Below are 25,828 nucleotides of genomic sequence, written 5' to 3' on the forward strand. Positions count from 1 at the left end.
TGTGGCGCGTGTGATGTGTGCGGGGGAGTGCATGAGGGTTCTCGCGATGCGGCTGATGCCGTTGCTGGCGGCTTTCGCGTGCATGGCGGCGATGCTTGCCATCCCGCCGTCCGCCTATGCCGCCGGTGCGGTGAACCCCCGGGTGACGGGTCATGTGGATTTCAACCGTTATGCGAATCTGGACGTCGTCGATGTCTCGAAGGACGGGTCGGTCGCGGTCGTCTCGGCCACGCCGCAGAACGATGACTCCAGCGGTGAATACGACATGGTGAACTTCAAGGACATGTCCATCACCGAACTGAAGGATTCCTCGTATTCCATGCTCATCTCCGACGATGCGAAGCGCGTGTTCTACGCCGCGGACGACGGTTCGGTGAGGATGGTCGATGCGACGTCGAAGGACATCACCACGCTGCCCGGTCTGACGTGGAACGACAACTCCCACTTCGTGCGTGCCGGCGGGGACCGCCTGCTGGTCGCCAACGGCGCGGGGCGTGACACGCTGTATGACGTCGCGCGCAAGCAGACGCTGGACACCGTCACGGAGACCAACCGGAGCCTGATGTCCCTTCCGACGGTCGACGCCGACCTGTCGACGATGTACGTGTTCGACATCGCCGAGGACGCTTCCGACGCCAAGCTGCGGGTGTACAGCCTCTCCGACGGCCATCGCGAACAGGCGAAGGACGTGTCGTTCCCGGACGGCATGATTCCCTCCGGTCAAGGCGTTGGCTCCTTCTCCTACTTCATGATCGGCCCGTATGACGGCAAGCTGATCGTCGCACTGCAGTTCAGCCTCGCCGAGGGGACGAACGTGTACCGTCTCGGTCTGCTGAACATATCGGACGGCACCATGACCTATCTGACCGGCCGGCCCGCCTACCCCCTGAACGAGTCCGCCGACAACCGCTACATGCTGGCCATCGAGGGGGATTCCGGCGAGCCGTCCGACGATCTGGAACTGTCCACCAGGGACGGCATCGACGGCATCGGGGCCATCACGGTGCGTGACGTGGCGGGAGGACGTGCCGTGGGACGCATCACGGACCGTTCCGAGATGCGCGCGTTCATGCGCGCCAGCCAATCGGATTCGGTGGCCATGTGGCCTGTGCCGTCCGATGACGGCAAGTACGTGTTCTTCGCCACGTACGACGACCTGAAGGATTCCGAGTTCGGGGTGGCGGACATGTCCGCCGGCAAGGTCTCCCAGGTGAGGCTGCCGGAATCCGATGACGCGGCCATAGGCGACGGCGGGTTCGGTTCCATCGCGGTCAGCGGAGACGGCGGCACGGTGCTGGGGGTCACCGATCTGCCCGCCGGTTCGCACGGCAAACGCATCATCGTGTACGACACCGGCGTGGGTGGCGCCACGTGGTCGCGTCCGTCGACGTGGATCAAGCTTGGTGTGGGCGTTCTCGCCGTCGCCGCGGTGACGGTCGGCGTCATCCTGCTGGTATTGCGTCTGCGCAAGCGCCGCAAGGCCGCCGTCGGTGCGTCGCCAGCCGCCGTCGCGTCCGCCGATGGTTCGACGGCCGCGCCGCAGCCGGATGCGGCCGCCCAATCAGGCGGCATGCCGGCGGTTCCGATGCCGCCTGCGCCGGCGGTGCCGGCCGGGTCCGCGGTGCCGTCGCCGTCCCTGCCTCCGATGCCGGGGTCGCCGCAACCCGTGCCGCAACCGCAACCGGAGCGGCCCGAACCGCCCCTGTCACGCCCGAAGTTCTGTTCGCAGTGCGGCGCTGCCCTGCCGGACGATGGGCGGTTCTGCACGCAGTGCGGCCACCCGATGTTCTGATTCCGGTGACCTGCGGACGGTTCCGTCGCAGGCGGAACCGTCCGTCCGCGGCTGCGGGATGGGGCGCGGCGCGTACGTGTTGTACGGCTGTGCCTGCACAATGGGGCCTTCGACGGACGTGCCTGTGAACGGCAGGTACGATGGCGTCGGCCGTGACGGCATGAATCGGAGACCATCGGCGGCACGCAGGGAAGGCGGAACAAGACATGACACGTGACGGCGGCGACACCATGGCGACGGGCGCGTACGCGACCGTGCCGGAACCGACGCCTCGGCATGCCGTCGAACATGTCCGCCGGAGGCTCGCCGCATGGTGGGAGACGAACGCGCGCGACCTGCCGTGGCGGTTCGGACGCACGACGCCGTGGGGCGTCCTCGTCTCCGAGGTGATGAGCCAACAGACGCAGATGAGCCGCGTCGTGCCCTACTGGAGCGCATGGATGGACCGGTGGTCCGACGCCGCCGCGCTCGCCGCCGCGCCGAAGGCCGAGGTCATCACCATGTGGGGGCGGCTCGGCTACCCGCGCCGTGCATTGCGCCTGCAGGAATGTGCGAAGGTCGTTTCGGCCGAGTGCGGCGACGAACTGCCGCGCACGTACGACGCGTTGGTCGCGCTGCCCGGCGTCGGCGACTACACCGCGTCGGCCGTGATGAGCTTCGCGTACGGCGAGCGCGTGGCCGTCATCGACACGAACATCCGCCGCGTGCTGTCACGCGTGTTTCTGGGCGAGGAGTCGCGCGGGGGCGCGGCGAGCCCCGCCGAACGGGCGCTCGCCGACGAGGTCCTGCCGAAGGATGCGTCGCGCTCGGTGACGTGGAACCAGTCGGTGATGGAGCTGGGCGCATTGGTGTGCACGGCGAAGAACCCGCTGTGCGACCACTGCCCGGTGGCGGGGGAGTGCGCGTTCCTGGCCGCGGGGCGTCCCGGGCTTGGTGAGCGGCGTACGCGCCCGCGCCAACGGTTCCAGGGGACGGACCGTCAGGTGCGTGGTCTGGTGCTCGAGGCGCTGCGCCGGCTGCCGGAGGGGACCGGCGTGCTGGAGCGCGCGACCGTCGAATCGCTGTGGAAGGACCGCGACCAGCTCGACCGGTGTGTGGCCGGTCTCGACGAGGACGGTCTCATCGAACTGCTGCCCGGCGGGGACGTGCGGCTTCCGCAATAAGGGACGGTTTCGTACGGCGGTATGTGAAGAAGGATGCGGGAATGGCGTCGGGCGGCCATGCCATGACCGGACGGGAATCTAGACTGGGGGCGTTATGGCAGTGCAGAGGAACACGGCGGGCAAGGCTCCGAAGAAACGCAGGCGCAAGCTCAGCAAACGGCAGCGGGCGATCTACCGTCGCCGCCGCATCGTGGTGGGCGTGCTGCTCGCGGTGTTCCTTGCATTGGCGGTGTTCTGCGTGTACAGCATCTCGCGCGGCGTGGGCTTCGTCTACGATGCGACGTTCGGCTCGGTCTCGCATGCGGTGATGGAACGGTCCACCGCCCCCGAGCCACATCACAGCTCGGGCGTGCGCGATTGCTCGGCGAAGGACACGCGGCTGGAGCTGACCGCGAAATCCGCCACGGTGCCGGTGGGCGGCTCCCTGGAGTGGGTGGCGACCATCGTGCACGAGGGCAACGATTCCTGCCTGCTGGACGCCTCCGATTCCGGCCGTGTGCTCACCATCACCCAGAACGGGCAGAAGGTGTGGAGCTCCGACGTGTGCCCGGTGGACGCGCGCCGTCTGCTCATGGCCAAGGGGGACAAGGACATCCAGTCGATCACGTGGGGCGCGAACAGCACCACGGACGGCCAGTGCGTGGAGAACCAGGACGAGCTGCCGAAGGTGGACCGCGGCACGTACGTGGGTGTGCTGCGGCTCAAGAACGCGCCGAAGGTGAAGAGCCAGCCGGTGACGATTGAGGTGCAGTAACTAGACTCTCATACACGGCATTTGTGAAGATAGTGTGTCGATTTGTGAATGGGCGAGGTGCCGCCGGATGAATTCGCGGTGAACGTCTCCTCATATCACTACTATTTTGTGTTTGCATACGGTGTGTCATATTGCGGGCATGCCACCAACGATGAAGCGTCCGCATAGGCATATGGTGGCCATGCGGCGCTCCCGGGGAACCATACGATTAGCGAGCGATAAGGAACGTCCATTGGCTACTGAGTCCAAGACGAACACCACCACCATCACCGCACGCGCCGACCAGCACGACATCGACCTGCACAAGGCGTCGGACCGCGTGAACTTCGGTTCCATCAAGGAACCCATCGACGTGCCCTACCTGCTGGGCGTGCAGACCGACAGCTTCGACTGGCTGATCGGCAACGACCGCTGGAAGGCGCGCGTCGCGAAGGACGAGGAGAACGGCACCGTCACCACGCCGCACATCTCCGGCCTCGACGAGGTCTTCGAGGAGATCTCCCCGATCGAGAACTTCGCGCAGACCATGTCCCTGACCTTCTCCGACCCGTACTTCGAGGAGCCGCGCCACACGGTCCAGGAGTGCAAGGAGAAGGACTACACCTACTCCGCGCCGCTGTACGTCAACGCCGAGTTCGAGAACGGCGACACCGGCGAGATCAAGAGCCAGACCGTCTTCATGGGCGACTTCCCGCTGCAGACCCCGCACGGCACGTTCATCATCGGCGGCACCGAGCGCGTCATCGTCTCCCAGCTCGTGCGCTCCCCGGGCGTCTACTTCGACCGCCAGCAGGACCGCACCTCCGACAAGGAGGTCTTCGGCGCGAAGATCATCCCGAGCCGCGGCGCATGGCTCGAGTTCGAGATCGACAAGAAGGACCAGCCGCAGGTGCGTGTGGACCGCAAGCGCAAGCAGTCCGCCATCGTGTTCCTCATGGCCATCGGCATGACCAAGCCGAAGATCCGCGAGGCGTTCAAGGACTACCCGCTGGTGCTCGACGCCCTCGAGAAGGAGACCCTCCAGACCCAGGACGAGGCCCTCGTCGACCTGTACCGCAAGATCCGCCCGGCCGACACCCCGACGCCGGACGCCGGCAAGAACCTGCTGGACTCCTTCTACTTCAACACCAAGCGCTACGACCTCGCCCGCGTGGGCCGCTACAAGATCGACCGCAAGCTCGGCCTCGAGACCGACATCAACGACCGCGGCCTCAAGCACGAGGACATCATCGCCACCATCAAGTACCTGTGCACGCTGCACGACGGCAAGAAGACCTTCCCGGGCAAGCGCAACGGCGAGGACGTGGACCTGCGCGTGGACGTCGACGACATCGACCACTTCGGCAACCGCCGCATCCGCCAGGTCGGCGAGCTCATCCAGAACCAGCTCAGGACCGGCCTGTCCCGCATGGAGCGCGTCGTGCGCGAGCGCATGACCACCCAGGACGCCGAGGCCATCACCCCGCAGTCCCTCATCAACATCCGCCCGGTGAACGCCACCATCAAGGAGTTCTTCGGCACCTCCCAGCTGTCCCAGTTCATGGACCAGAACAACCCGCTGTCCGGCGTGACGAACAAGCGTCGTCTCTCCGCGCTGGGCCCCGGCGGTCTGTCCCGCGACCGCGCCTCCATGGAGGTGCGCGACGTGCACCCGTCCCACTTCGGCCGCATGTGCCCGATCGAGTCCCCTGAAGGCCCGAACATCGGCCTCATCGGCTCGCTGGCGACCTTCGGCCGCGTGAACCCGTTCGGCTTCATCGAGACCCCGTACCGCAAGGTCGTCGACGGCCACGTCACCGACGAGGTCGAGTACATGACCGCCGACCGCGATCTCGACCACGTCATCGCCCAGGCCAACCAGGAGCTCGACGAGAACGGCAACTTCGTCAAGTCCGAGGCCCTCGCCCGAGTCGGCGAGGAGGAGGCCGTCGATGTGCCGGTCAGCCAGGTCGACTACATGGACGTCTCCCCGCGCCAGATGGTCTCCCTCGGCGCCTCGCTCATCCCGTTCCTCGAGCACGACGAGGGCCACCGAGCGCTCATGGGCACCAACATGCAGCGCCAGGCTGTCCCGCTCATCGAATCCGAGCGTCCGCTCGTCGGCACCGGCTCCGAATGGCGCGCCGCCAACGATTCCGGCGACGTCATCAAGTCCGAGAAGGACGGCGTGGTCACCTACGTCTCCGCCGACATGATCCGCGTGATGAACGACGACGGCACCACCAGCTCCTACAAGCTGGCCAAGTTCCAGCGTTCCAACCAGACCACCTGCTACAACCAGCGTCCGATCGTCCACGACGGCGAGCGCGTCGAGGCCGGCACCGTGATGGCCGACGGCCCCGCCATCGAGAAGGGCGAGCTGGCCCTCGGCAAGAACCTGCTCATCGCGTTCATGCCGTGGAACGGCTACAACTACGAGGACGCCGTCATCATCTCCCAGCGTCTCGTCCAGGACGACACGCTCTCCTCCATCCACATCGAGGAGTACGAGATCGACGCCCGCGAGACCAAGCTGGGCGCCGAGGAGATCACCCGCGACCTGCCGAACGTCGGCGAGGACGCGGTGGCCAACCTCGACGAGCGCGGCATCATCCGCATCGGCGCCGAGGTCGAGGCCGGCGACATCCTCGTCGGCAAGGTCACGCCGAAGGGCGAGACCGAGCTCACCCCGGAGGAGCGCCTGCTGCGCGCCATCTTCGGCGAGAAGTCCCGCGAGGTGCGCGACACCTCGCTGCGCGTGCCCCACGGCGAGACCGGCACCGTCATCGGCGTCAAGGAGATCACCCGCGAGGACGCCGAGGAGGACGGCGACGAGCTGCCCAACGGCGTCAACCAGATGATCCGCGTCTACATCGCCCAGCACCGCAAGATCACGGTGGGCGACAAGCTCTCCGGCCGCCACGGCAACAAGGGCTGCATCTCCCGCATCCTGCCCGAGGAGGACATGCCGTTCCTCGCGGACGGCACCCCGGTCGACATCATGCTCAACCCGCTCGGCGTGCCTTCCCGAATGAACCTCGGCCAGGTGCTCGAGCTGCACCTTGGCTGGATTGCGCACTCCGGCTGGGACATCTCCCTGGATCCGGACCTCGAGGCCGAGTGGAAGAAGCTCGTGCCCGCCGGCGCCGAGAAGGCCGAGCCGGGCACCCCGGTGGCCACCCCGGTGTTCGACGGCGTCAAGCCGGACGTGCTCAAGGGCCTGCTGTCCACCACGCTGCCGAACCGCGACGGCGACCGTCTGGTCGGCCCCGACGGCAAGGCCACGCTGTTCGACGGCCGCACCGGCGAACCGTTCGCGCGTCCGATCTCCGTGGGCTACATGTACATGCTCAAGCTCCACCACCTCGTGGACGACAAGATCCACGCCCGCTCCACCGGCCCGTACTCGATGATCACCCAGCAGCCGCTGGGCGGCAAGGCGCAGTTCGGCGGCCAGCGCTTCGGCGAGATGGAGGTGTGGGCCCTCGAGGCCTACGGCGCCGCGTACACGCTGCACGAGATGATGACCACCAAGTCCGACGACGTGGACGGCCGCGTGCGCGTCTACGGCGCCATCGTGAAGGGCGACAACCTGCCTTCCGCGGGCATCCCCGAATCGTTCAAGGTGCTCCTCAAGGAAATGCAGTCCCTCTCCCTGAACGTGGAGGTGCTCAACGCCGAAGGCCAGGCCATCGACATGAAGGACGAGGACGACGATCCGTCCAACTCCTCCGACGACCTCGGCTTCAACATCGGCGCCCGCCCCGACGCCGCCGCGAAGGAAGACCAGGCGGCCCCCACGCCCGAATACCAGTGAGACGCGGGGCGCCGCGCCGGACCGCCCGGAAGGCCGTGACGTCCATGTGACGCACGGCCCCGGGCCCGGCGGCGCGGACCCGCGCACCCCACGGTGCAAACGAACGAAACAGTCGTAGCAAAACGAGTAAGTAAGGACATCACAACAGTGCTGGACGTCAATGCATTCGACAAGCTGAGGATCGGCCTGGCCACCGCGGACGACATTCGCGGCTGGAGCCACGGCGAGGTCAAGAAGCCCGAGACCATCAACTACCGCACCCTCAAGCCGGAGAAGGACGGCCTGTTCGGCGAGCAGATCTTCGGACCGACCCGTGACTGGGAGTGCGCCTGCGGCAAGTACAAGCGCGTGCGCTTCAAGGGCATCGTGTGCGAGCGATGCGGCGTGGAGGTCACCCGCTCCCGCGTGCGCCGCGAGCGCATGGGCCACATCGAGCTGGCCGCCCCCGTCACCCACATCTGGTTCTTCAAGGGCGTGCCGTCCCGTCTGGGCTACATGCTCAACATCACCCCGAAGGACCTGGAGAAGGTCATCTACTTCGCCTCCTACATGGTCACCTCCGTGAACGAGGAGCAGCGTCACCAGGACCTGCCCGACCTGCAGGACGAGTTCGACCACGAGATCGCGAACTTCGAGAAGCGCCGCGACAACGAGATTGAGGACCGCGCCAAGAAGGTCGAGGCCGATCTGCACGAGCTCGAGGAGGCCGGCGAGGCCAAGGGCACCGCCAAGGCCAAGCTGCGCAACGGCGCCGAGCGCGACATGGCGGCCATCCGCCAGCGCTACGACGACCAGATCGCGCGCCTCAACGCCGTGTTCGACAAGTTCAAGAAGCTCAAGGCCGGCGACATCATCGACGACGTGGACCTGTGGCGCGAGATGCAGGACCGCTACGAGGACTACTTCGAGGGCTCCATGGGCGCCGAGGCGGTCAAGAAGCGCCTGCAGTCCCTCGACCTCGAGGCCATCGCCGCCGACCTGCGCGAGGAGATCAAGGACGCGTCCGAGCAGCGCAAGACCAAGGCTTTGAAGCGCCTCAAGGTCGTCAACGCGTTCCTGTCCACCGGCAACAAGCCGGAGGCCATGGTCCTCGACGTGATTCCAGTCATCCCGCCGGACCTGCGCCCGATGGTCCAGCTGGACGGCGGCCGCTTCGCAACCTCCGACCTCAACGACCTGTACCGTCGCGTCATCAACCGCAACAACCGACTCAAGCGACTCATCGAGCTCGGCGCCCCGGAGATCATGCTCAACAACGAGAAGCGCATGCTCCAGGAGGCCGTCGACTCCCTGTTCGACAACGGCCGCCGCGGCCGTGCCGTCACCGGCGCGTCCAACCGTCCGCTCAAGTCCCTGTCCGACATGCTCAAGGGCAAGCAGGGCCGCTTCCGTCAGAACCTGCTCGGCAAGCGCGTCGACTACTCCGGCCGTTCCGTGATCGTCGTCGGCCCGTCCCTGCGCATGCACCAGTGCGGTCTGCCGAAGCCGATGGCCCTCGAGCTGTTCAAGCCGTTCGTCATCAAGCGCCTCGTCGACATGAACTACGCGCAGAACATGAAGAGCGCCAAGCGTCTCGTCGACCGCGGCGACTCCGAGGTGTGGGGCGTGCTCGAAGAGGTCATCTCCGAGCATCCGGTGCTGCTCAACCGTGCGCCTACGCTGCACCGTCTGGGCATCCAGGCGTTCGAGCCGATCCTGGTGGAAGGCAAGGCCATCCACCTGCCGCCGCTCGCCTGCGCCGCCTTCAACGCCGACTTCGACGGCGACCAGATGGCCGTCCACCTGCCGCTGAGCGCCGAGGCCCAGGCCGAGGCCCGCTCGCTGATGATGGCCTCGGACAACATCCTGAAGCCGGCCGACGGCCACACCGTGACCATGCCGTCCCAGGACATGATCCTCGGCCTGTACTACCTCTCCACCGTGATCGAGGGCGCCAAGGGCCAGGGCCGCGTGTTCTCCTCGCTGGCCGAGGCCGAGATGGCCCTCGACCTGCACGAGATCGACATGCAGGCCAAGGTGCTCATCCGCGTGCCCGCCGACTTCGTCCTGCCCGCCGGCTGGGAGCCGGGCGAGCTCAAGGTGGCCGACCCGGCCGCCCAGAACGGCGAGGAGACCGTGCACGAGGAGCGCTTCCACGACGGCACCGCGCTGTTCGCCACCTCCTACGGCCGTGTGCTGTTCAACCACACGCTGCCGGTGGACTACCCGTTCGTCAACGAGCAGGTCGGCAAGAAGCGCCTCGCCAAGATCGTCGACGACATCGCCACCCGCTACTCCACCGCCCAGGTGGCCGCCTCCCTTGACGCCCTCAAGGACCTCGGCTTCACCCGCGCGCCGTGGTCCGGCGTGTCCTTCGCGTTCTCCGACGTCATCGAGCCGGCCGAGCGCGGCTCCCTCGTCTCCAAGTACGAGGAGGACGCCGCCACGATCAACGACAAGTACGAGATCGGCGAGCTGACCGAGGAGGAGCGCCGCCAGGAGCTCATCGACCTGTGGACCGAGTGCACCGCCGAGGTCTCCAAGGCCGTGGAGCACGACTTCGATCCGCAGAACAACCTCGCCATCATCGTCCAGTCGGGCGCGCGAGGCAACATGATGCAGATCAACCAGATCGCCGGCATGCGTGGCCTCGTGGCCAACCCGAAGGGCGAGATCATCCCCCGTCCGGTGAAGTCCAACTACCGCGACGGCCTGTCCGTGCTGGAGTACTTCATCTCCCAGCACGGCGCCCGCAAGGGTCTGGCCGATACCGCACTGCGTACGGCCGAGTCGGGCTACCTGACCCGTCGTCTCGTCGACGTGGCCCAGGACGTCATCGTGCGCGAGGAGGACTGCGGCACCAAGCAGGGCATCCAGATCCGCGTGGCCGACCGCGACGCCGACGGCAACCTCGTGCTCGTCAAGGCGGCGGACGGCGGCCCGTACTCCCGTCTGCTCGCGGCCGACGTGGTCGACCCCGCCGACGGCTCCACCGTCCTGTACCACCGTGACGACGCCTTGTCCATGGACGTCCTCAAGGATCTCGTGGCCCACGGCGTCGAGTTCGTCAAGTGCCGTTCCGTGCTGTCCTGTGACTCCACGCGCGGCGTGTGCGCCAAGTGCTACGGCTGGTCGATGGCCACCAACAAGCTGGTCGACGTCGGCGAGGCCGTGGGCATCGTCGCCGCCCAGTCCATCGGCGAGCCGGGTACGCAGCTGACCCTGCGTTCCTTCCACTCCGGCGGCGTCGCCTCCGCGTCCGACATCACCCAGGGTCTTCCCCGTGTCACCGAGCTTTTCGAAGCCCGTACGCCGAAGGGCGAGTCCCCGATCGCCGAGTTCGCCGGCACCATCAAGGTCACGGACAACGAGCGCGGCCGTCAGATCATTCTCGTCCCGGACGCCGATTCCGGCGCCCCGACGGAGGACGGCGAGATCAAGCCGCTGATCTACAACGTGTCCCGCCGCGTGCCGATGCTGGTCAAGGACGGCGAGCACGTCGCCACCGGCACCCAGCTCGTCGAGGGTTCCGTCGATCCGAAGAAGATCCTGCGCATCCTCAACAAGCGCGCGGCCCAGATGAACATCGTGGAGGAGGTGCACAACGTGTACCGCTCCCAGGGCGTCGACATCCACGACAAGCACATCGAGGTCATCGTGCACCAGATGAGCCGTCGCGTCACCGTGATCGACTCCGGCGACACCGACCTCCTGCCGGGTGAGCTGGTGGACCAGCGCCGCTTCCGCGACGTGAACAAGGCCGCCGTCAAGGCCGGCAAGAAGCCCGCCTCCGGCCGTCCGGAGCTCATGGGCATCACGAAGGCCTCCCTGGCCACCGATTCGTGGCTGTCCGCCGCCTCCTTCCAGGAGACGACCCGCGTGCTCACCGACGCCGCCCTGAACCAGAAGGTCGACGACCTCAAGGGTCTCAAGGAGAACGTCATCATCGGCAAGCTCATCCCCGCCGGCACCGGCCTGGCCCGCTACCGCAACGCGGTGGTCGAGCCGGACAAGGCGATTCGCGACACCATCTACCCGAACTTTGGTCTGGGCGGCGACGCGGACGGCGACGGCATCGACTTCCCCGACGGCGACATGAACGATGTGGACTTCTCCAACATCGACTTCGGCGACCTCAAGCTCGGCGAGGACTTCAACCCCGACGAGTTCCTCGGCGGAACCGAAGGCGGCGCCGACTTCGACCTCGGCGACACCGACCTGCCCGACCTGGGCGGCGACGACGCCTCCGGCAGCACGACCGACGGTACCGACGGCGCCAACGGCACCGTCTGAGCCGAACGCCCCGTCCCGCATCCGTCGCATTCCCCCGAACGCAGGGGGAACGCGACGAAGATGAACGGACGGTGAATCCTTGGCAACGGCCCGGGACCCCCATCGGGGGTCCCGGGCCGTTGCCATCGATAAACGGGGTTGTATTGTCGGTTTTTCAGAGTATGGTCAGGAATCAAGTATCGCTGTGGGCGGTACGGGGAAGGTAGTTCGGGTCCCTGATCGCCCGCGGCGTGGAAGCACGACCGAGAGAAGCAGAAGGGGCCGCACGTATGGTGGCTGAAAACACGCTTGTGGGCAAGCGGTACCGCATCCTGACCCGGATAGGCAAGGGCGGCATGTCCACCGTCTATCTGGCGATGGACTCCTCGCTGAACAAACAGTGGGCCGTCAAGGAGATCCGCAACGTCTCCGACCCCGTCCAGCGCGACCTCGTCATCAGAAGCCTCACCGTCGAAGCGAACATGATCAAGCGCTTCGACCATCCGGCCATCCCGCGCATCGTGGACCTCATCGAGGAAAAGGGCTCCCTGTTCGTCGTGATGGACTACGTGGAGGGCCAGACGCTGGCCAGCCTCCTCAAGAAGGAAGGCCCGCAGAAGGAGAAGGATGTCGTCAACTGGGGCATCCAGCTGTGCGACGTGCTCGACTACCTCCACCGCCGCAAGCCGCCGGTCGTGTTCCGCGACATGAAGCCCTCCAACGTGATGCTCACGCCGGAAGGCGCCGTCAAACTCATCGACTTCGGCATCGCACTGGAGATCGGCAAGGGCGAACGCCCCCTCATCGGCGACGACCGCCAGCTCGGCACGCCGGGCTTCGGCGCACCCGAACAGTTCGACCCGAACGGCACCGTGGACGAACGCACCGACATCTACGCGCTCGGCGCCACACTCTTCTACCTGCTCACCGGATCGCACCCGCGCAAGAACGGCATCGTGCCGATCCGCCGCATCAACCCCGCCTTGAGCGAGGGCCTCGAACGCGTCATCGACAAGGCGACGCGCGAGAACCCGGACGAACGCTTCAACACGTGCGCCGAATTCGCGTACGCGCTCAGGCACTACCAGGAGGAGGACGCGGCGCACCGCGGCGCGCTGCTCGCCAAGTGGCGCGGCTTCCTCGCTGCGGCCATCGCCTCCGTGGTCTGCCTCGCCCTGTCCGGCGGGTCCCTGCTGCTCGCCAACCGCGCGCAGGACAACGACTACGACTACTGGATGAACAAGGCCGGACAGAGCACCGGCGACGCCCAGGCCGTGGACGCCTACCTCAAGGCCGCCGACATCAAGACCGGCAGCGTCGAACCGTACGAGAAGCTCATCGAACGCTACACGGCCGACGGCACGTTCACCGACAAGGAGGAGCGCGTCTACAACGCCGCCATCACCGCCCACTCCGACGACCTCGCCAAGGACGCGGACGCGTGGGCCTCGCTCAGCTACGACACCGGCCGCATGTACTGGTACTACTACAACGGTCCGAAGATGAAGACCGCGTCCGGCGCCTCGCAGGGCTCCGACCCGATCCGCTACGCGCGCATCCGATCCGCCTCGCAGTGGATGCACAACGCCGCGAAGGACAAGAACTTCAAGAACGCGAAGATCGCGCAGATGTACGCGGACATCGCCGACTTCAACACGCAGATCGTCCCGCTCATCAACGAGGGCGGCGACGCCGGCAAGTACAAGCCGTACTTCACCAAGCTCAACGACCTCATCGCCTCGGCCGAGGCCGAGGACAACGACGTGATCCGTCTCGAGGCCGCGAACCTCACATTGGACGCGCTGCGCGTCTACCCGCGCAAGTTCCGCGCCGACGGCGTCGGACAGGACCAGATGACGCAGCTGGCCCGCAAGGCCGGCGATCTGGCCGGCAAGGTGACGCCCACCACGGACGCGCAGGACCAATCGAAGCAGCAGGCCGAACAGGCCCTGCAACCCACGTACGAGGCCATCGCGAACGCCTTCGTCGATATCAAGGGGGATGCCAAGTGAACGCCGATACCTTCAGGACCCTCGCGGTCGTGTTCCTGGCGCTGGCCATCGTGTTGGCCGTCGTCGCCGTGATCCTTTACCGCGTGTTCGACATCCGCGCCGTGCGCGACGCGCTCACCGGCCGCACCGCCGCACGCGAGATCGCCGACCTGCGCGGCGTGCGCGCCGGCTCCTGGCAGCATGCCGACGAATTCGGCAGGCGCGGCTCCAAGCGGTCGGACACCACCGGCGGCACCGGATCGCATGAGACCAGCGACATCGCGTTCCGTCCGGTCACCGGCACCGGCTCCGGCTCACTGCCCACCGAGGACGGCGAGACCCGCACCGGCGCAGGCGAACGTCTCGACGCGCCGGCCGCCAAGCCGGCGAAGTCCGCGAAACGGCCGCACAAGAACGCTGGCGGGGCAGCCGCGCCCGTAAGCGGTGCGAAGGACGACAACGGCAATCCGCTCGTCGAGATCCCCGTGAACCTGGCGTCCGCCGCCGAACTCGCCGACGAAGGGGAGACCTCCCTCATGCAGTTCCGCAAGACCGACCAGCATACGACCGACGACGATGACGAATCCCGCACCATTCTGGTCCGTGGAGGAAAGAGCAAGTGATGAATCCGAAGCACGAAGCATTCCATTGGCTCAAACCGGCCATCGGTTCGGCCATCGCCATCGCGGCGTTCGCGTTGGGCGTGGGCGCCATCGCCCCGGCCGCTGTGGCCGTCTCGTCCGCCGTCTCCGATCACGTCGCGTCCGCACGCAGCTTCCCCGCGGCCCGTGGGACCGGTGACGCCACCACCGTCGCCGCGGTCTCGCCCGCGGCGCGCGCCGCGCGGTCTACCCTCGCCATCGAGGCGTACCCGGCCACCGGCGGCGTCGTCGCGAAGGACGCGAAACCGGTGAACGGCGCCACCAACGCCGACTCCCTGCGTTTCCGCATCACCCTCGACACCGCCGACTTCCCGTCCGGCGGCTTCGACCGCACCACCGGCAAGTACGACGGCGACGCCAAGGACGACGTGGCGTTCAAGTTCCGCGTCAGCCCGGTCTCGCCCGCCGGCGCCGACATCGACATCCCCGTCACGTACGGCGCATTCGCGCAGGCCCGCGACGACGCCGGCAGGGTCATCGCCGACCAGTACGTCATCTCCGAACAGGACGACGACAGCCCGCAGCTCGACCTCAAGGCCACCGGCGAGGGCGCGAGCGCCGCGTTCGCCGTCGCCGCGTCCGACGACCCCGACACCGGTCTGCCCGTCGACGGCGACGACTTCGCCGACGGCATCACCGTGCCCGCCGCCGTGGTCTACGACACCACCCCGCCGGCCGCACCCACCGCCGCCGCGTTCTCCACCGCCGACGGCGACTGGCAGAAGGGCACCGTGGACGGCGCCGACACGCGCCTGACCACCGGCAACGGCTCCGTCACCATCACGTTCGGCGCCCCGGTGAACGGCGACAAGGTCACCATCACCGCCGCGGACGGCACCCCGAACGGCAACGAGATCGGCTCCGGCACGCCCACCGGCGACACGTTCGTCTGGACGCCCACCGCCACCGGTGAGTACAACGTCACCGACATCACCGTCACCACCACCGACGCAGCCGGCAACCCCGTCAGCGCCAAACTCTCCGACCTCCTGCCGGAGGCCGACAAGGCAGCGCAGATCGTCGTCGACAACGCCGATGAGCAGTACAGGGACGGCTTCAAGTACACCGTGGCCGGCAACAAGGGCAACGGCAAGGTCGACGGCTACTTCACCAGCGTCTCCACGATCACCGTGGAGCCGAAGAACAAGAACAACTTCAACAAACGCGTGTTCCTCAGGCATGTGAAGCTCATGGAATCGCTGAAGCTGCCGCTCTTGACGCTCACCCATGACGGCACCGCCGTCACCGGCGTCACCGCAGCCATCGACGAGAACACGCCGAAGGTTACCTTCACGGTCCCCAACGCCATGGACGGCACGTACGACTACCGGTTCGTCCTCGCGTTCGGCACGCAGACCTTCCACGTGGACGCCACCGCACCCGTCATCGACTCCGTGAGCTACGGCGCCGACGCGGCCAACGACCTCGCCGACGCGACCACCGGCGAGACGTTCGCCTTCAGCGGCGACCCGGACAAGGCCTCCACGCGCGACGTCACCTTCCACCTCACCGAAGCCGGCGCCGGACTCGACACGGACGGCATCGCCATCACCGGCGACGTCACCCCCATCGACGGCGGGACCGCCACCGCATTGAAGGAAGGCCGCGACTACGACCTCGCCCTCGACGACCAGGGCAACGGCGTGTACACGCTCGTCATGACGCTCAAGACCCCCGGCACCTATGACTTCTCGAAGATCACCGTCAAGGCCACCGACAAGCTCGGCAACCCGGGCGACGCGAACACCTTCGACAAGGTGCCCGCGGACGCCAGCAGCACCGCCCTGCCGAAGAAGCTCACCCTCGCCGGCAGCGCCAAGGACATCAGCACCACGCTGCGCGTCGTGCCGGCCTCCGGCGACGCCGACGCCAAGGTGAACGGCGTCGACTGGCACTCCAAGACCGTCACCCTCGAAGCCGACATCGACGGCAACCCGCTCGCCGCACGCCTCGCCGCCACGTACGCCAACAACGCCAACGCGGGCGAAGCCGTCACCGGCACGTTCAACGACGCCGCGACCACCGCCGTCACCCTCGCACAGGTGAAGGTCACGTCCGACGCGAAGAACCCGGCGAAGGCCACCGCCACGTGGACCGTCTCCCAGCCGGCCGCCGACGGCCTGTACACGGCCGCCGTCGCGTCCAACACCGATGCGGACCGTCTCTTCGGCACCAGCAAAGGCACGCGCAGCGTGACCTTCGGCGTCGACAGCCAGGAACCGACTATCACGGCCATCACCGGCCTCGCCGCGGCAAACACCTCCTATGACGGCAAGCGGATTTACGCCGCCTCTGGCGACCAGACGATCGGCATCACCGTCAAGGACTACCGCAAGGCCCCCGACGGTACCGTCACCACCAGCACCGACCACACGTCCGGCATCAAGACCGTGACCGTCGCCGTGCCGGCAGGCACCGATTTGGACGGCAAGGAGCTGCAGCCGGCGAAGACCGAGCAGGTCGCACTCGACGCCGACGGCAACGGCACCATCACCCTGCACGCCGAAGGCAAGTATGATTTGGGCGAGCTCACCGTCACCGCCGAGGACAACGTGACGAACAAGGTCTCCAAGGCCGCCAACGACGCCGCGTACGGGCTCAACGGGCTCGATGCCGCGGTGGTCATGAAGGCCGGCTCCGACGACGTCTCCGTCTCCGCCATCACCTTGACCGACAACGCGCCCGAAGCCAAGAAGAACATCATCGGAGAGAAGGACGGACACCCCGTCTTCATCGACGGTCGCCAAGGCTACTTCCGCGGCGACGTGTCCGCCACCTACACGGTGACCGACAAATGGTTCCCGCTCGCCCAGGGCAACGCCGGGGCGAAGGCCGCGAACCTCACCGAAGGCAGCAAGGGCAGCGGACAGGACCTGTCCCCGCTGCACGTGACCGACGGCTGGACCAAGACCGGCCAATACCAGTGGAGCGTCACCAAGCCGGTCCGCCTCGACGGCAGGACCGACAAGCAGGAGGGCGTGTACACCATCGCCTTCAGCTACCAGGGCATGCGCGACAAGGCCACCCAGGGTGCCGTCGACGGCGACTATCTCACGAACGGCACGTTCGTGATGGACTGGACCGCGCCGACGTTCGGCGAGTTCACGCTGAGCTCCGCCAGCCCGGTGTTCCGCGGCCTCCTGTTCGCCGAATCGGAGACCGTGACGCTCAACGGCATCAGCGACGACGTCGCCGGCGTAGCACCCGGCAGCGGCGACTTCGGTATCGCCGACCCGGACGACAACTTCGTCAGCAGGGCGCCCAGCACCGACCCGCACACCAGCGGATTCACGCTGGACAAGGGCTCGCTCGTGCAGGATGACGCCAACGGCACGCTCGCCTTCACCCTCGACAAGGACAGCTTCCGTCTGTGGACCAAGGGCACGTCCCTCGCCATCGGCGACAAGGCCGGTAACTACGCCACCACCGGCGACCTCACCTGGCACAGCGCGTTCAAGGGCCTCGACGGCGTCGTCATCGACACCGTGGCGCCCACCATGCAGGTCTCGTACGACAACAACGACGTGCGCAACGGCAAGTACTACAAGGCGCACCGCACCGGCACCGTCACCATCGTCGAATCGAACCTCGACCTCCTCCAGGCGCGCGACGGCGACCGCACCGTCGTCACCGCCACCGTGGACGGACAGACTCGCACCGTGCCGTTGAGCGCGTTCAAGGCCGTCTCGAAGGACGGCAGGACCTACGCCGCGACCTTCGCCGCCGACAGGGACGGCGACTGGACCATCGACGCAAGCTTCGCCGATCCGCTCCACGCCGCCGCCACCTTCCACGACGAATTCACCGTCGACACCGTCGCCCCCGTGCTCGAGCTCTCGTTCAACAACAACGACGTGCGCAACGGCATGTACTACGCGGCCGACCGCATCGCCACCGTACGTGAGACGGAACGCAACTTCTCCGAAGGCGAATCGGTGATCACCACCACCGCGACCGACGACAAGGGCGCTTCGCAGAACGCGCCGGGCGGCTCCGGCTGGACTCGTGCCGGCGGCGACAAGGAGACCACGCAGTGGACCAACACCGTGGCCTTCACCGGCGAACTGCACTACACCATCAAGGCCACCGCCACCGACCTGGCCGGCAACGTGGCGCAGGAGGTCAGCGCACTCGAATTCGTCATCGACAAGACCAAGCCGTCCATCAAGATCGAACGCGTGGAGGACAAGACCGCCTACGCCGGCACCGTCGCCCCGCTCATCGACACGGACGACACGAACCTCGACGCCAAGCACGTCAAGTGGACGCTCGTCGGCGCCCACCGCGGCGAGCTCAAGGACAAGAAGCTGCCCCAATCCACCACCAAGGACACGGACAACACGCAGACCGTCGACTTCGCCGACTTCGAACGCAAGGCCGACATCGACGACGTGTACACGCTCACCGCCGAAGCCACCGACATGGCCGGCAACACGTACAAGACCGCGAAGACCTTCTCCGCCAACCGCTTCGGCTCCACGTACCTGTTCAACGCGGGCACCGAGAACCTGCGCGGCACGTACCTGAAGAAGAGCGAGCCGGTCACCGTCACCGAGATCAACGTGTCCGGACTCCAGCCCGGCAAGTCCAACGTGGTGGTCGCCCGGAACGCCTCCGCCAAGCAGCTCTCCGAGGACGAGTACAGCGTCAAGGCCGGCGACGACAAGGGCTGGAGCAGCAACGTGTACACCATCCCGGCGAAGCAGTTCGCCGCCGACGGCTTCTACCGTGTGCAGCTCACCTCCACCGACAAGGCCGGCAACCTCTCCCAGAACACCATGGAGAAGAAGGACGTCGACCGCAAGGGCGACGCCGAGGTGAACTTCGCGCTCGACACCACCGCCCCCACCGCGCACGCGCTGAACATCCAGTCCGGCGCCGTGTACTACGACCAGAACGGCCGCAACGTGGGCGTGGACGCGAAGGACAACCTCGACCTCGACTCCGCCGAGATCGCGGTGGACGGCGAGGTGCAGGCCACGTGGAAGGGCTCCACGCTGCTCTCCTCGACGCCCACGTTCCGTCTGCCCGCGGACGGTGCCCGCCACGAGATCACCGTCACCTCCGTGGACAAGGCCGGCAACAAGGCCGTCGCCACGTACGACAACGTCTACGTGGCCTCCAACTGGTGGCAGTACGCGATGAACACGCCGGCGGTCCGCAACACGCTGATCTTCGGCCTGATCATCGTGCTTGCCGTCGTCGCCGGCGCCATCGTGGTGTTCAGCCGGCGCGGCAGGGGCAACGGCGACCCGTTGGCCGTGTGACCCGGACGGCGATGAGGGGCCGATGATGATGGGCGCCCGGTGGACACGGTCTCCTTCACGGGGACGTGTGCGCCGGGCGCCCCGTCGTTCCGGGCGACACGCCGGCTCCGGGGAAGCCGGGCGATATGGCCCGGCCCTTGCCTGCCGGACCTAGGATGGAATCGACGTTTCGATGATGATGCGGGCCGTCGCCGAAGGCGATGGGAAAGGAAGGAGAACGACATGGTCTGCGTGAATGGGGACTGCCGTCCATGGGATTGGTCGACCGATTGGTGGATCGTGGCGCTGCCGATCGCCATTCTGGTGATCGTGATCACCGCCATCGTGGTCACGATGGTGGTGGTGCCGCTGCTCGTGCTGCGCAATGTCCGCAAGAAGGAGGAGGCGATGCGTCGCCAACAGCAGGAATACGGGCAATGGCAGGGCGCGCCGTACCAGGGGATGCCGCCGATGCCGGCGGGACCGTACGCGCCGGCGAGTCCCGGTGCGCCGGGTGTGCCAGGCGTGCCGGGTGCGCCAGGTCGGATGGCGCCTCCCTATGCGGCACCGGGCGTGGCCTACCCATCCGCGACTCCGTACACGGGAGCGCCGGTGCCTTCGGCCGCTTCCCCCACGGTGACGGAAACGCCGGATGCGGTCGGTACGGTCGGTACGCCGGAGGAACACCCGACGACGACGCCCGGTGAAGGTGTCGAGGAACGATAGCGACGGTGGCATCGTGAAAGTCAGAACAACCAAGGACCGGCGAAGCGGCACGACGATCATGACGGTGTCCTCCACTCGTGGGGAGGGACCGGACGCCGCCCATGCGCAGATGTTCGCCGCAGGCGGACCGGCACTGCTGCCGTACCGCTGTGACGCGACCGACGGCGGCGTCACCATCACATACAACGTGACCGGATGCACGACGTTGCACGACGTGTTGCGTCAACCCGTGACGGATGGTTTGTATGCCGGCGCGCTCGTTGCCGCGTACACGGTGATGAACCTGTGTGAGGCCAACGGCGTGCCGCTGGCTGCCGTGCTCTGGGACCCCAAGCAGGTGTTCGTGGCGCCCAACGGCGGCGTCTACTTCGCCCTGGCACCGCTGACGGGACTGGGCGCCGGGCGTCACACGCCGGCGACGCTCGTGGGACTGCTGGGGGAGAACCGTCATGTGAAACCCGTCACGCCACGCGGCGAATGGCTGCAGGGTTCGGTGCACGAATTCGCCGCACAGGTGCCGGCGTTCACCGCCGTGCAATTCGGCGGACTGCTCGTCTCCCTCGGCCTGCTGAGACCACCCGCGCAGGATACGACCACTGTAGGGGCGACCGTGGGCGCGACCGTCGGGAGCGAGACCATCGCATCCGTACGGGAAGACGCCACCGTGGCGGGATCGACCATCACCGCGCGGGAACATACGGACCGGAGGTCGATGCTCCTGCAACGGTTGAACGGCGTCGGGGTCGAAACGCGGCCTGAGACGCCGGAGGAGCCGGAGATGCCGGAGGAGCCGGAGATGCCGGAGGAGTCGGAACCTGACGGAACGGTGCTCTCCCATTTCGGCGGCACGCCATCGGCGGTGGCTGAGAACCACGCCGTACCGACGGCCGTGCCGAATGCTCCTGCAATCCCCGCACCGGAAAACGGGTCGACGCCGCAGCCGGCACCGCAGCCGGCACCGGTGAGTCCGCAGGCGCAGGAGGAGACATCGCCGAAACCGACGATTCCGACGACGCCGGTCACGCCATCCCCGAGGCCGACGCAGCCGTCCGTACAGACCGGACCGTCTCCGGACGACCGGGCGGACGACGGAGAGACACGGATCTTCGGAAGCGCCGCGCGCACCGGCTTCACCGTCACCAGACTGCGCGACGGCCGTACGCTCAACGCCACCGGCGCCATCGCACGCAAGGCCACCATCGGACGGTCCAAGACGGCGGACCTGCACATGGGCGGCAACACCAACGTGAGCCGCATCCACGCCACCATCGAGATGCTGCCCGACGGCCGGTTCAGCATCACGGACAACCATTCCGCCAACGGCACCAGCGTTCGGGGCCGTGAAATCGCCGCCGGCGGCACCGAATTCCTCACCTCCGGGGAGGACTTCGAGCTCGCCGACGACACGTTCATCATCACACTGATCTAGACCGTCCCCACGCAGCGAAGTGGCCGCGGACAGGACGGAACGGAACCGGTAGGACCGGTCGTGAGACCGGGAATGACGGGAGGGACCATGAAACGATGCACAAGGTGCGGCACGATGATGCCGGACGGGCAGGCCTACTGCACGAACTGCGGCGCGCCTCTGGCCGCGGCGGCGGGTGCCGGCATGACCACGAATGCGCAGGAACAGGCGCAGGGGCATGGAAGACCCGCGCCGACGGTCCCACCGGTGCCTATGCCGGTGCCGCAGCCGGCCGCCGCGGTGCCGTCCCCGCCGTCTGCGGTGCCGCAGCCGGCGCCACCCGTACCGATGCCGACGGGCATGCCCGGCGCTCCGGACGCGTCTGCCGCCGGCGGCGACGCGAGCCGGACGGGTGGACGGAAGAAGCACGGGAAAGCGGTCCCGATCATCGCGGCCATCGTGGCGGTGCTGCTCGTCGTCGCCTCCGTGACCGGATTCCTCGTCTGGCGACACATGCACGCCACGGACGCCGCGGACACGACGCAATCGGCCGCGTCCGCCAAACCGAAGAAGAAGACCGCCGAACCGAAGACAACGCCGAAGAAAACCACCAAACCGAAGGTCAGCGAAGTCGCCATGACCGACTTCGTCTGCGACGGCCATATCACCTCCGACTGGCAGTGGACGGGCAGTGCACTCGTCTCCGTCCCCATCCCATGCCGATCCGGCGACTCCACCACCGACACCTCCGACTCATCCACATACTCAAGCGCATCCGACCCGGAGGACGGCGAATACTCGGTGGGCGTCTGGACGCCGGCGATGGACCAATCCAAGGAGATCCACATCTCCATGCTCGAATCCGGGGAGAAGGAATACTCCGAACCGAAGATCGCCGCCACCTACGGCGACAACCCGGCCGTGTTCGTCATGTACGCCGTCAAGACCAAAGCCGTAGGCACCACGCCGGAAAGCGTCCACTTGTACGCACACCAGGTTGACCTCGACGCCGGCACGCTCGGCAAACGCATCGACCTACGCACCGAAGAAGACAACCACCTCGACAAGCAGGAGGACTACAACTACGGCATCCTCGGCTCGTCCAACACCACCGTGGCCATCGCCAAGACATGGGTGACCGACGAACCCTACCCCGGTGACGGCGACCACGACGACCTGCACGTCGGACACACCCAGGTGATGGGCCTCACCCGCGACAAGACCGAAGCCGCCACGCTGCAGAACCTCAAGGACTCCATCGAGGACCAAGGTTACGGATACAAGTCCGTCGTCAAGACCACCGCGAGCAACGTGACCATGCAGGACGTCTACATGGTCACGGACAGCTCCGGCTACCACCTGTACTCCATCGACGGCAACAAGCAGACCGCCTCGTTCGGTGAAGACTACTGTCCCGGCAACTCCGACGTCTCAGGCTGCAGCGTGGAGACCATCCGGTACATCGGCGGCGACCATTACGCGATCAGCAGCATATCCGGCGACATCATCCTCGACACCTCCACCGGCAAAGGCGAATACATGACCACAGTGCTCGGCATCGACGACGCCAAGCCGTACACCGAGGTCGACGCATGGGACCAGTTCTCCGACGGCACGCTGTACATCCTCTACAAGGGATACGACGGCGAGAAACGCGTCTTCCTGCTCGACAAGGACCTCAAGAAGACCGAAGTGCTCGACAGCGACCAATGGAACAGGCTCCTGCTCGACAGCGGCGAATTCCACGGCATCAACTACCTCACCAAGCGGATCTACGTGAAGACCACCGACCAGCAGATCACGGTGGACGAGCACGGTGAATCCACCGGCGAGTACACGGAACTGCCGGAGGAGAGCGTGTTCACCGCATGCGACCACACCGCCATGAAATGGATGAAATGGTCCGTCGCCGCCCACACCGGCGATGGCAGTGACACCCGCGGCGACACGGTCACCGTGACGCGCGGTCAGGAACCCGGCCAGCCGGCGCCGAGCACGGGGACGGATGATTCCGGTACAGGTTCCGGTGCGGACACGGACAGCGACTCCGACACGGACTGAAAACGGCGATGCCCCGCATGCCGCTATGCGGCGTGCGGGGCATGCGGCGTGCGAGGGTCGACATCCGTGGAACCCGGTACGGAATCGGACGGACGCAATGGACGGGTGGACGCAACGGGCGGACGGATGGATGAACCGACGGCTGAACCGAGGCAACGGACGGGTGGACGGACGCAATGCGGCTGTAATGATGGACCCCTTCGGAATACTCCGAAGGGGTCCATCATTACAGCTTTCGGCAGGATGTGCCGCGGGCGGGATCAGAGCTTCTCGTTGAAGCCGTCCTGGCAGACGCTGTCCAGATCGTCCAATGCCTCGGACGGGTTGGACTCGTCGGCCATGTCGCGCAACGCGTCGCTCAGATCGCTGGACGCGTCGTACGGGTAGCTCAGATCGTAGAACTTACTGCTCAGGTCACGGAACTTGTTGTAGGTGTCCGTGCCGTATTCGATCTTGCTCAGATCGCCCAGCGCCTCCATCTGGCTCATGATGTCGCCCAGCTGGGTGATGTAGTCCTTGATGGCGGAGGCGTAGTCGGCCACGGCCTTCACGTCCTTCGTCTTGGAGACCTTGTCCAGGGCGGCGGTGCAGCTCTTGATGTACGTGTCGTACTGGGAGTAGAAGTCGCTGTCCGAATAGGAGGCGTTCGGCGTGTCGTTGCACGCGATGGCGGCCTCGTTCATCGGCACGGCGACGTTCGCCATCTTGTTGGCGAAGCTCTCGTACTGCTTGACCTTCTTCATGTACTTGTCGTACTGCTGCTTGACCTTGTCGTCACGCGTGGCCACCTTGAGGTCGCCGAACGCCTGGCTCTCGTCGGTGAACTCCTTGAGCTGCTTCTTGAGCTTGGCGGCATCGGCGGAATCGAACTTCGAGGACGAGCCGTAGACGGCGCTCGTGGCCTTGGTCACCTCGGAGGAGACGTCGCTGTACTGCTTCTGGATGGAGATGGTCTTGTTCATGCCGTCCAGATAGTCATCGGACTTCAGCGAGAACGGCTTGACCACCACGAACACCACGATGAGCACCACGGCCAGCACGGCGGCGACGATGCCCACGATGATGCCGATGAGCGCGCCCTTCGACATCTTCTTCTTCGGCGCGGCACCGGGAACACCGGGAACGCCAGGAACCGGAGCGCCCGGAACCGGGGTGCCGGGAACGCCCGGAACGCCAGGGGTCGGAGCGCCCGGAACCGGGGCCTGACCGTTCGGCGCAGGGTATTCGGGTGCGCCGGGAGCGGGGAATCCGGCTTCGGGAGCACCCGCCGGTGCGGGGTATTCAGGGGCGTTGACGGGGGCTGCACCTTCAGAGGCCGTTGCCGGCTCGACGGTGCCGTTAGGTGCGGGCGCTTCGACCGGCGCCGTCGCCTCAGGAGCGGCATCACCTGAAATGGGAGCGCCTTCCGGAACGCCGGCTTCGGGTGCCGTGGGGGTTCCGGGAACGGCCGGAGCCGGGGCTGCCGGAGCTGGGAACTGGGGAGCGGCGGGGAACGCCTGTTGCTGGGGGAATCCCGCGACCGGCTGGGGCTGGCCCTGCGGGAACTGCGGTTGCGCCGGATACTGCGGCTGCGCTGGGAACTGTCCCTGCGGGGGGAATCCCGGTTGCGCCGGGAACTGCGGCTGCGCAGGGTATTGGCCCTGCGGGGCGAACGGTGCCCCGGACGGTGCCGTCTGCTGCTGGGGCGCGGACTCCGGGGAGGGACGCCACTCCTGTTGCGCCGGCTGGGTGGACTGGTCGAAGGGGACCTGTCCGTTCTGCTCGGGTTGGGCGGGCTGTGCCTCCGTCGCGTTCGGATATTCCTCACTCATGAAAGTTTCCTTTCCTTCCCCTCATCCGGTCGGGTCATTCGCCTTCGATGACCATGTCGTACAGCCGGGTGCGTGTCTCCAGCCTAGCATCGTTCGGCCTGTTTTCTTGGAAGCCGAAGATGATCACTTGGAAACGACGCGTCCGGGTGGGGTGCCGGATGAGGGGT

Annotated in this window: 12 protein-coding genes; 11 read left to right on the forward strand and 1 reads right to left on the reverse strand. The window is 66.7% G+C overall.

Translation table 11 applies throughout. The annotated features are described in order from the left end of the window. Positions 1 to 31: 31 nt before the first annotated feature. The 11 genes from KIH78_RS07535 to KIH78_RS07585 all read left to right on the forward strand — a co-directional run bounded on the left by KIH78_RS07535 (position 32) and on the right by KIH78_RS07585 (position 23,850). Complete coding sequence (locus KIH78_RS07535; RefSeq protein ID WP_219131857.1) at positions 32 to 1,792, forward strand: zinc-ribbon domain-containing protein; 1,761 nt, start codon at positions 32 to 34, stop codon at positions 1,790 to 1,792. Positions 1,793 to 2,022: 230 nt separating this feature from the next. After that, a complete protein-coding gene (locus KIH78_RS07540; protein WP_219131877.1) occupies positions 2,023 to 2,955 on the forward strand; it encodes an HhH-GPD family protein in 933 nt (310 codons plus the stop codon). A gap of 94 nt (positions 2,956 to 3,049) precedes the next feature. Beyond that, the gene (locus tag KIH78_RS07545; RefSeq protein WP_219131858.1) at positions 3,050 to 3,709 is read left to right on the forward strand and encodes a hypothetical protein; all 660 of its coding nucleotides are present in this window, start codon (positions 3,050 to 3,052) and stop codon (positions 3,707 to 3,709) included. A 181-nt stretch (positions 3,710 to 3,890) separates the two neighbouring features. Further along, entirely contained in the window at positions 3,891 to 7,505 is a 3,615-nt protein-coding gene (rpoB, locus tag KIH78_RS07550) for a DNA-directed RNA polymerase subunit beta (protein ID WP_219131859.1), read from the forward strand. Positions 7,506 to 7,652: 147 nt separating this feature from the next. Next, positions 7,653 to 11,777, forward strand: coding sequence for a DNA-directed RNA polymerase subunit beta' (locus tag KIH78_RS07555; protein ID WP_219131860.1), 4,125 nt, complete (start codon positions 7,653 to 7,655; stop codon positions 11,775 to 11,777). Between the two features lie 269 nt (positions 11,778 to 12,046). Then, positions 12,047 to 13,768 carry a serine/threonine-protein kinase gene (locus KIH78_RS07560; RefSeq protein WP_219131861.1) on the forward strand — a complete coding sequence of 574 codons (1,722 nt, stop codon included), beginning with the start codon at positions 12,047 to 12,049 and terminating at the stop codon, positions 13,766 to 13,768. Next, positions 13,765 to 14,370: a hypothetical protein gene (locus KIH78_RS07565; protein WP_219131862.1), complete on the forward strand. Its 606-nt coding sequence runs from the start codon at positions 13,765 to 13,767 to the stop codon at positions 14,368 to 14,370. Before KIH78_RS07560 ends, KIH78_RS07565 begins: the two co-directional genes overlap by 4 nt. Beyond that, the gene (locus KIH78_RS07570) at positions 14,370 to 19,676 is read left to right on the forward strand and encodes a hypothetical protein (RefSeq protein WP_219131863.1); all 5,307 of its coding nucleotides are present in this window, start codon (positions 14,370 to 14,372) and stop codon (positions 19,674 to 19,676) included. Before KIH78_RS07565 ends, KIH78_RS07570 begins: the two co-directional genes overlap by 1 nt. Before the next feature lie 222 nt (positions 19,677 to 19,898). Next, positions 19,899 to 20,381 (forward strand): hypothetical protein, encoded by a 483-nt coding sequence (locus KIH78_RS07575; protein ID WP_219131864.1) that lies wholly within the window; start codon positions 19,899 to 19,901, stop codon positions 20,379 to 20,381. A 13-nt stretch (positions 20,382 to 20,394) separates the two neighbouring features. After that, the gene (locus tag KIH78_RS10820) at positions 20,395 to 21,810 is read left to right on the forward strand and encodes an FHA domain-containing protein (RefSeq protein ID WP_219131865.1); all 1,416 of its coding nucleotides are present in this window, start codon (positions 20,395 to 20,397) and stop codon (positions 21,808 to 21,810) included. 87 nt (positions 21,811 to 21,897) lie between these two features. After that, entirely contained in the window at positions 21,898 to 23,850 is a 1,953-nt protein-coding gene (locus KIH78_RS07585; protein ID WP_274608278.1) for a zinc ribbon domain-containing protein, read from the forward strand. Between the two features lie 260 nt (positions 23,851 to 24,110). On the opposite strand, the gene KIH78_RS07590 is transcribed toward KIH78_RS07585, so the two are convergent. Continuing rightward, positions 24,111 to 25,661 carry a hypothetical protein gene (locus tag KIH78_RS07590; protein WP_219131867.1) on the reverse strand — a complete coding sequence of 517 codons (1,551 nt, stop codon included), beginning with the start codon at positions 25,659 to 25,661 and terminating at the stop codon, positions 24,111 to 24,113. Between the last annotated feature and the right edge of the window lie 167 nt (positions 25,662 to 25,828).

It is taken from the genome of Bifidobacterium saguinibicoloris (genome assembly GCF_019331725.1).
GTDB lineage: Bacteria > Actinomycetota > Actinomycetes > Actinomycetales > Bifidobacteriaceae > Bifidobacterium > Bifidobacterium saguinibicoloris.

Excerpts from the sequence above, each read along its gene's own strand:
- KIH78_RS07535 (WP_219131857.1), top strand. The coding sequence starts at position 32 with ATGAGGGTTCTCGCGATGCGGCTGATGCCGTTGCTGGCGGCTTTCGCG.
- KIH78_RS07540 (WP_219131877.1), top strand. The coding sequence starts at position 2,023 with ATGGCGACGGGCGCGTACGCGACCGTGCCGGAACCGACGCCTCGGCAT.
- KIH78_RS07545 (WP_219131858.1), top strand. The coding sequence starts at position 3,050 with ATGGCAGTGCAGAGGAACACGGCGGGCAAGGCTCCGAAGAAACGCAGG.
- rpoB (WP_219131859.1), top strand. The coding sequence starts at position 3,891 with ATGCGGCGCTCCCGGGGAACCATACGATTAGCGAGCGATAAGGAACGT.
- KIH78_RS07560 (WP_219131861.1), top strand. The coding sequence starts at position 12,047 with ATGGTGGCTGAAAACACGCTTGTGGGCAAGCGGTACCGCATCCTGACC.
- KIH78_RS07570 (WP_219131863.1), top strand. The coding sequence starts at position 14,370 with ATGAATCCGAAGCACGAAGCATTCCATTGGCTCAAACCGGCCATCGGT.
- KIH78_RS07575 (WP_219131864.1), top strand. The coding sequence starts at position 19,899 with ATGGTCTGCGTGAATGGGGACTGCCGTCCATGGGATTGGTCGACCGAT.
- KIH78_RS07585 (WP_274608278.1), top strand. The coding sequence starts at position 21,898 with ATGAAACGATGCACAAGGTGCGGCACGATGATGCCGGACGGGCAGGCC.
- KIH78_RS07590 (WP_219131867.1), bottom strand. The coding sequence starts at position 25,661 with ATGAGTGAGGAATATCCGAACGCGACGGAGGCACAGCCCGCCCAACCC.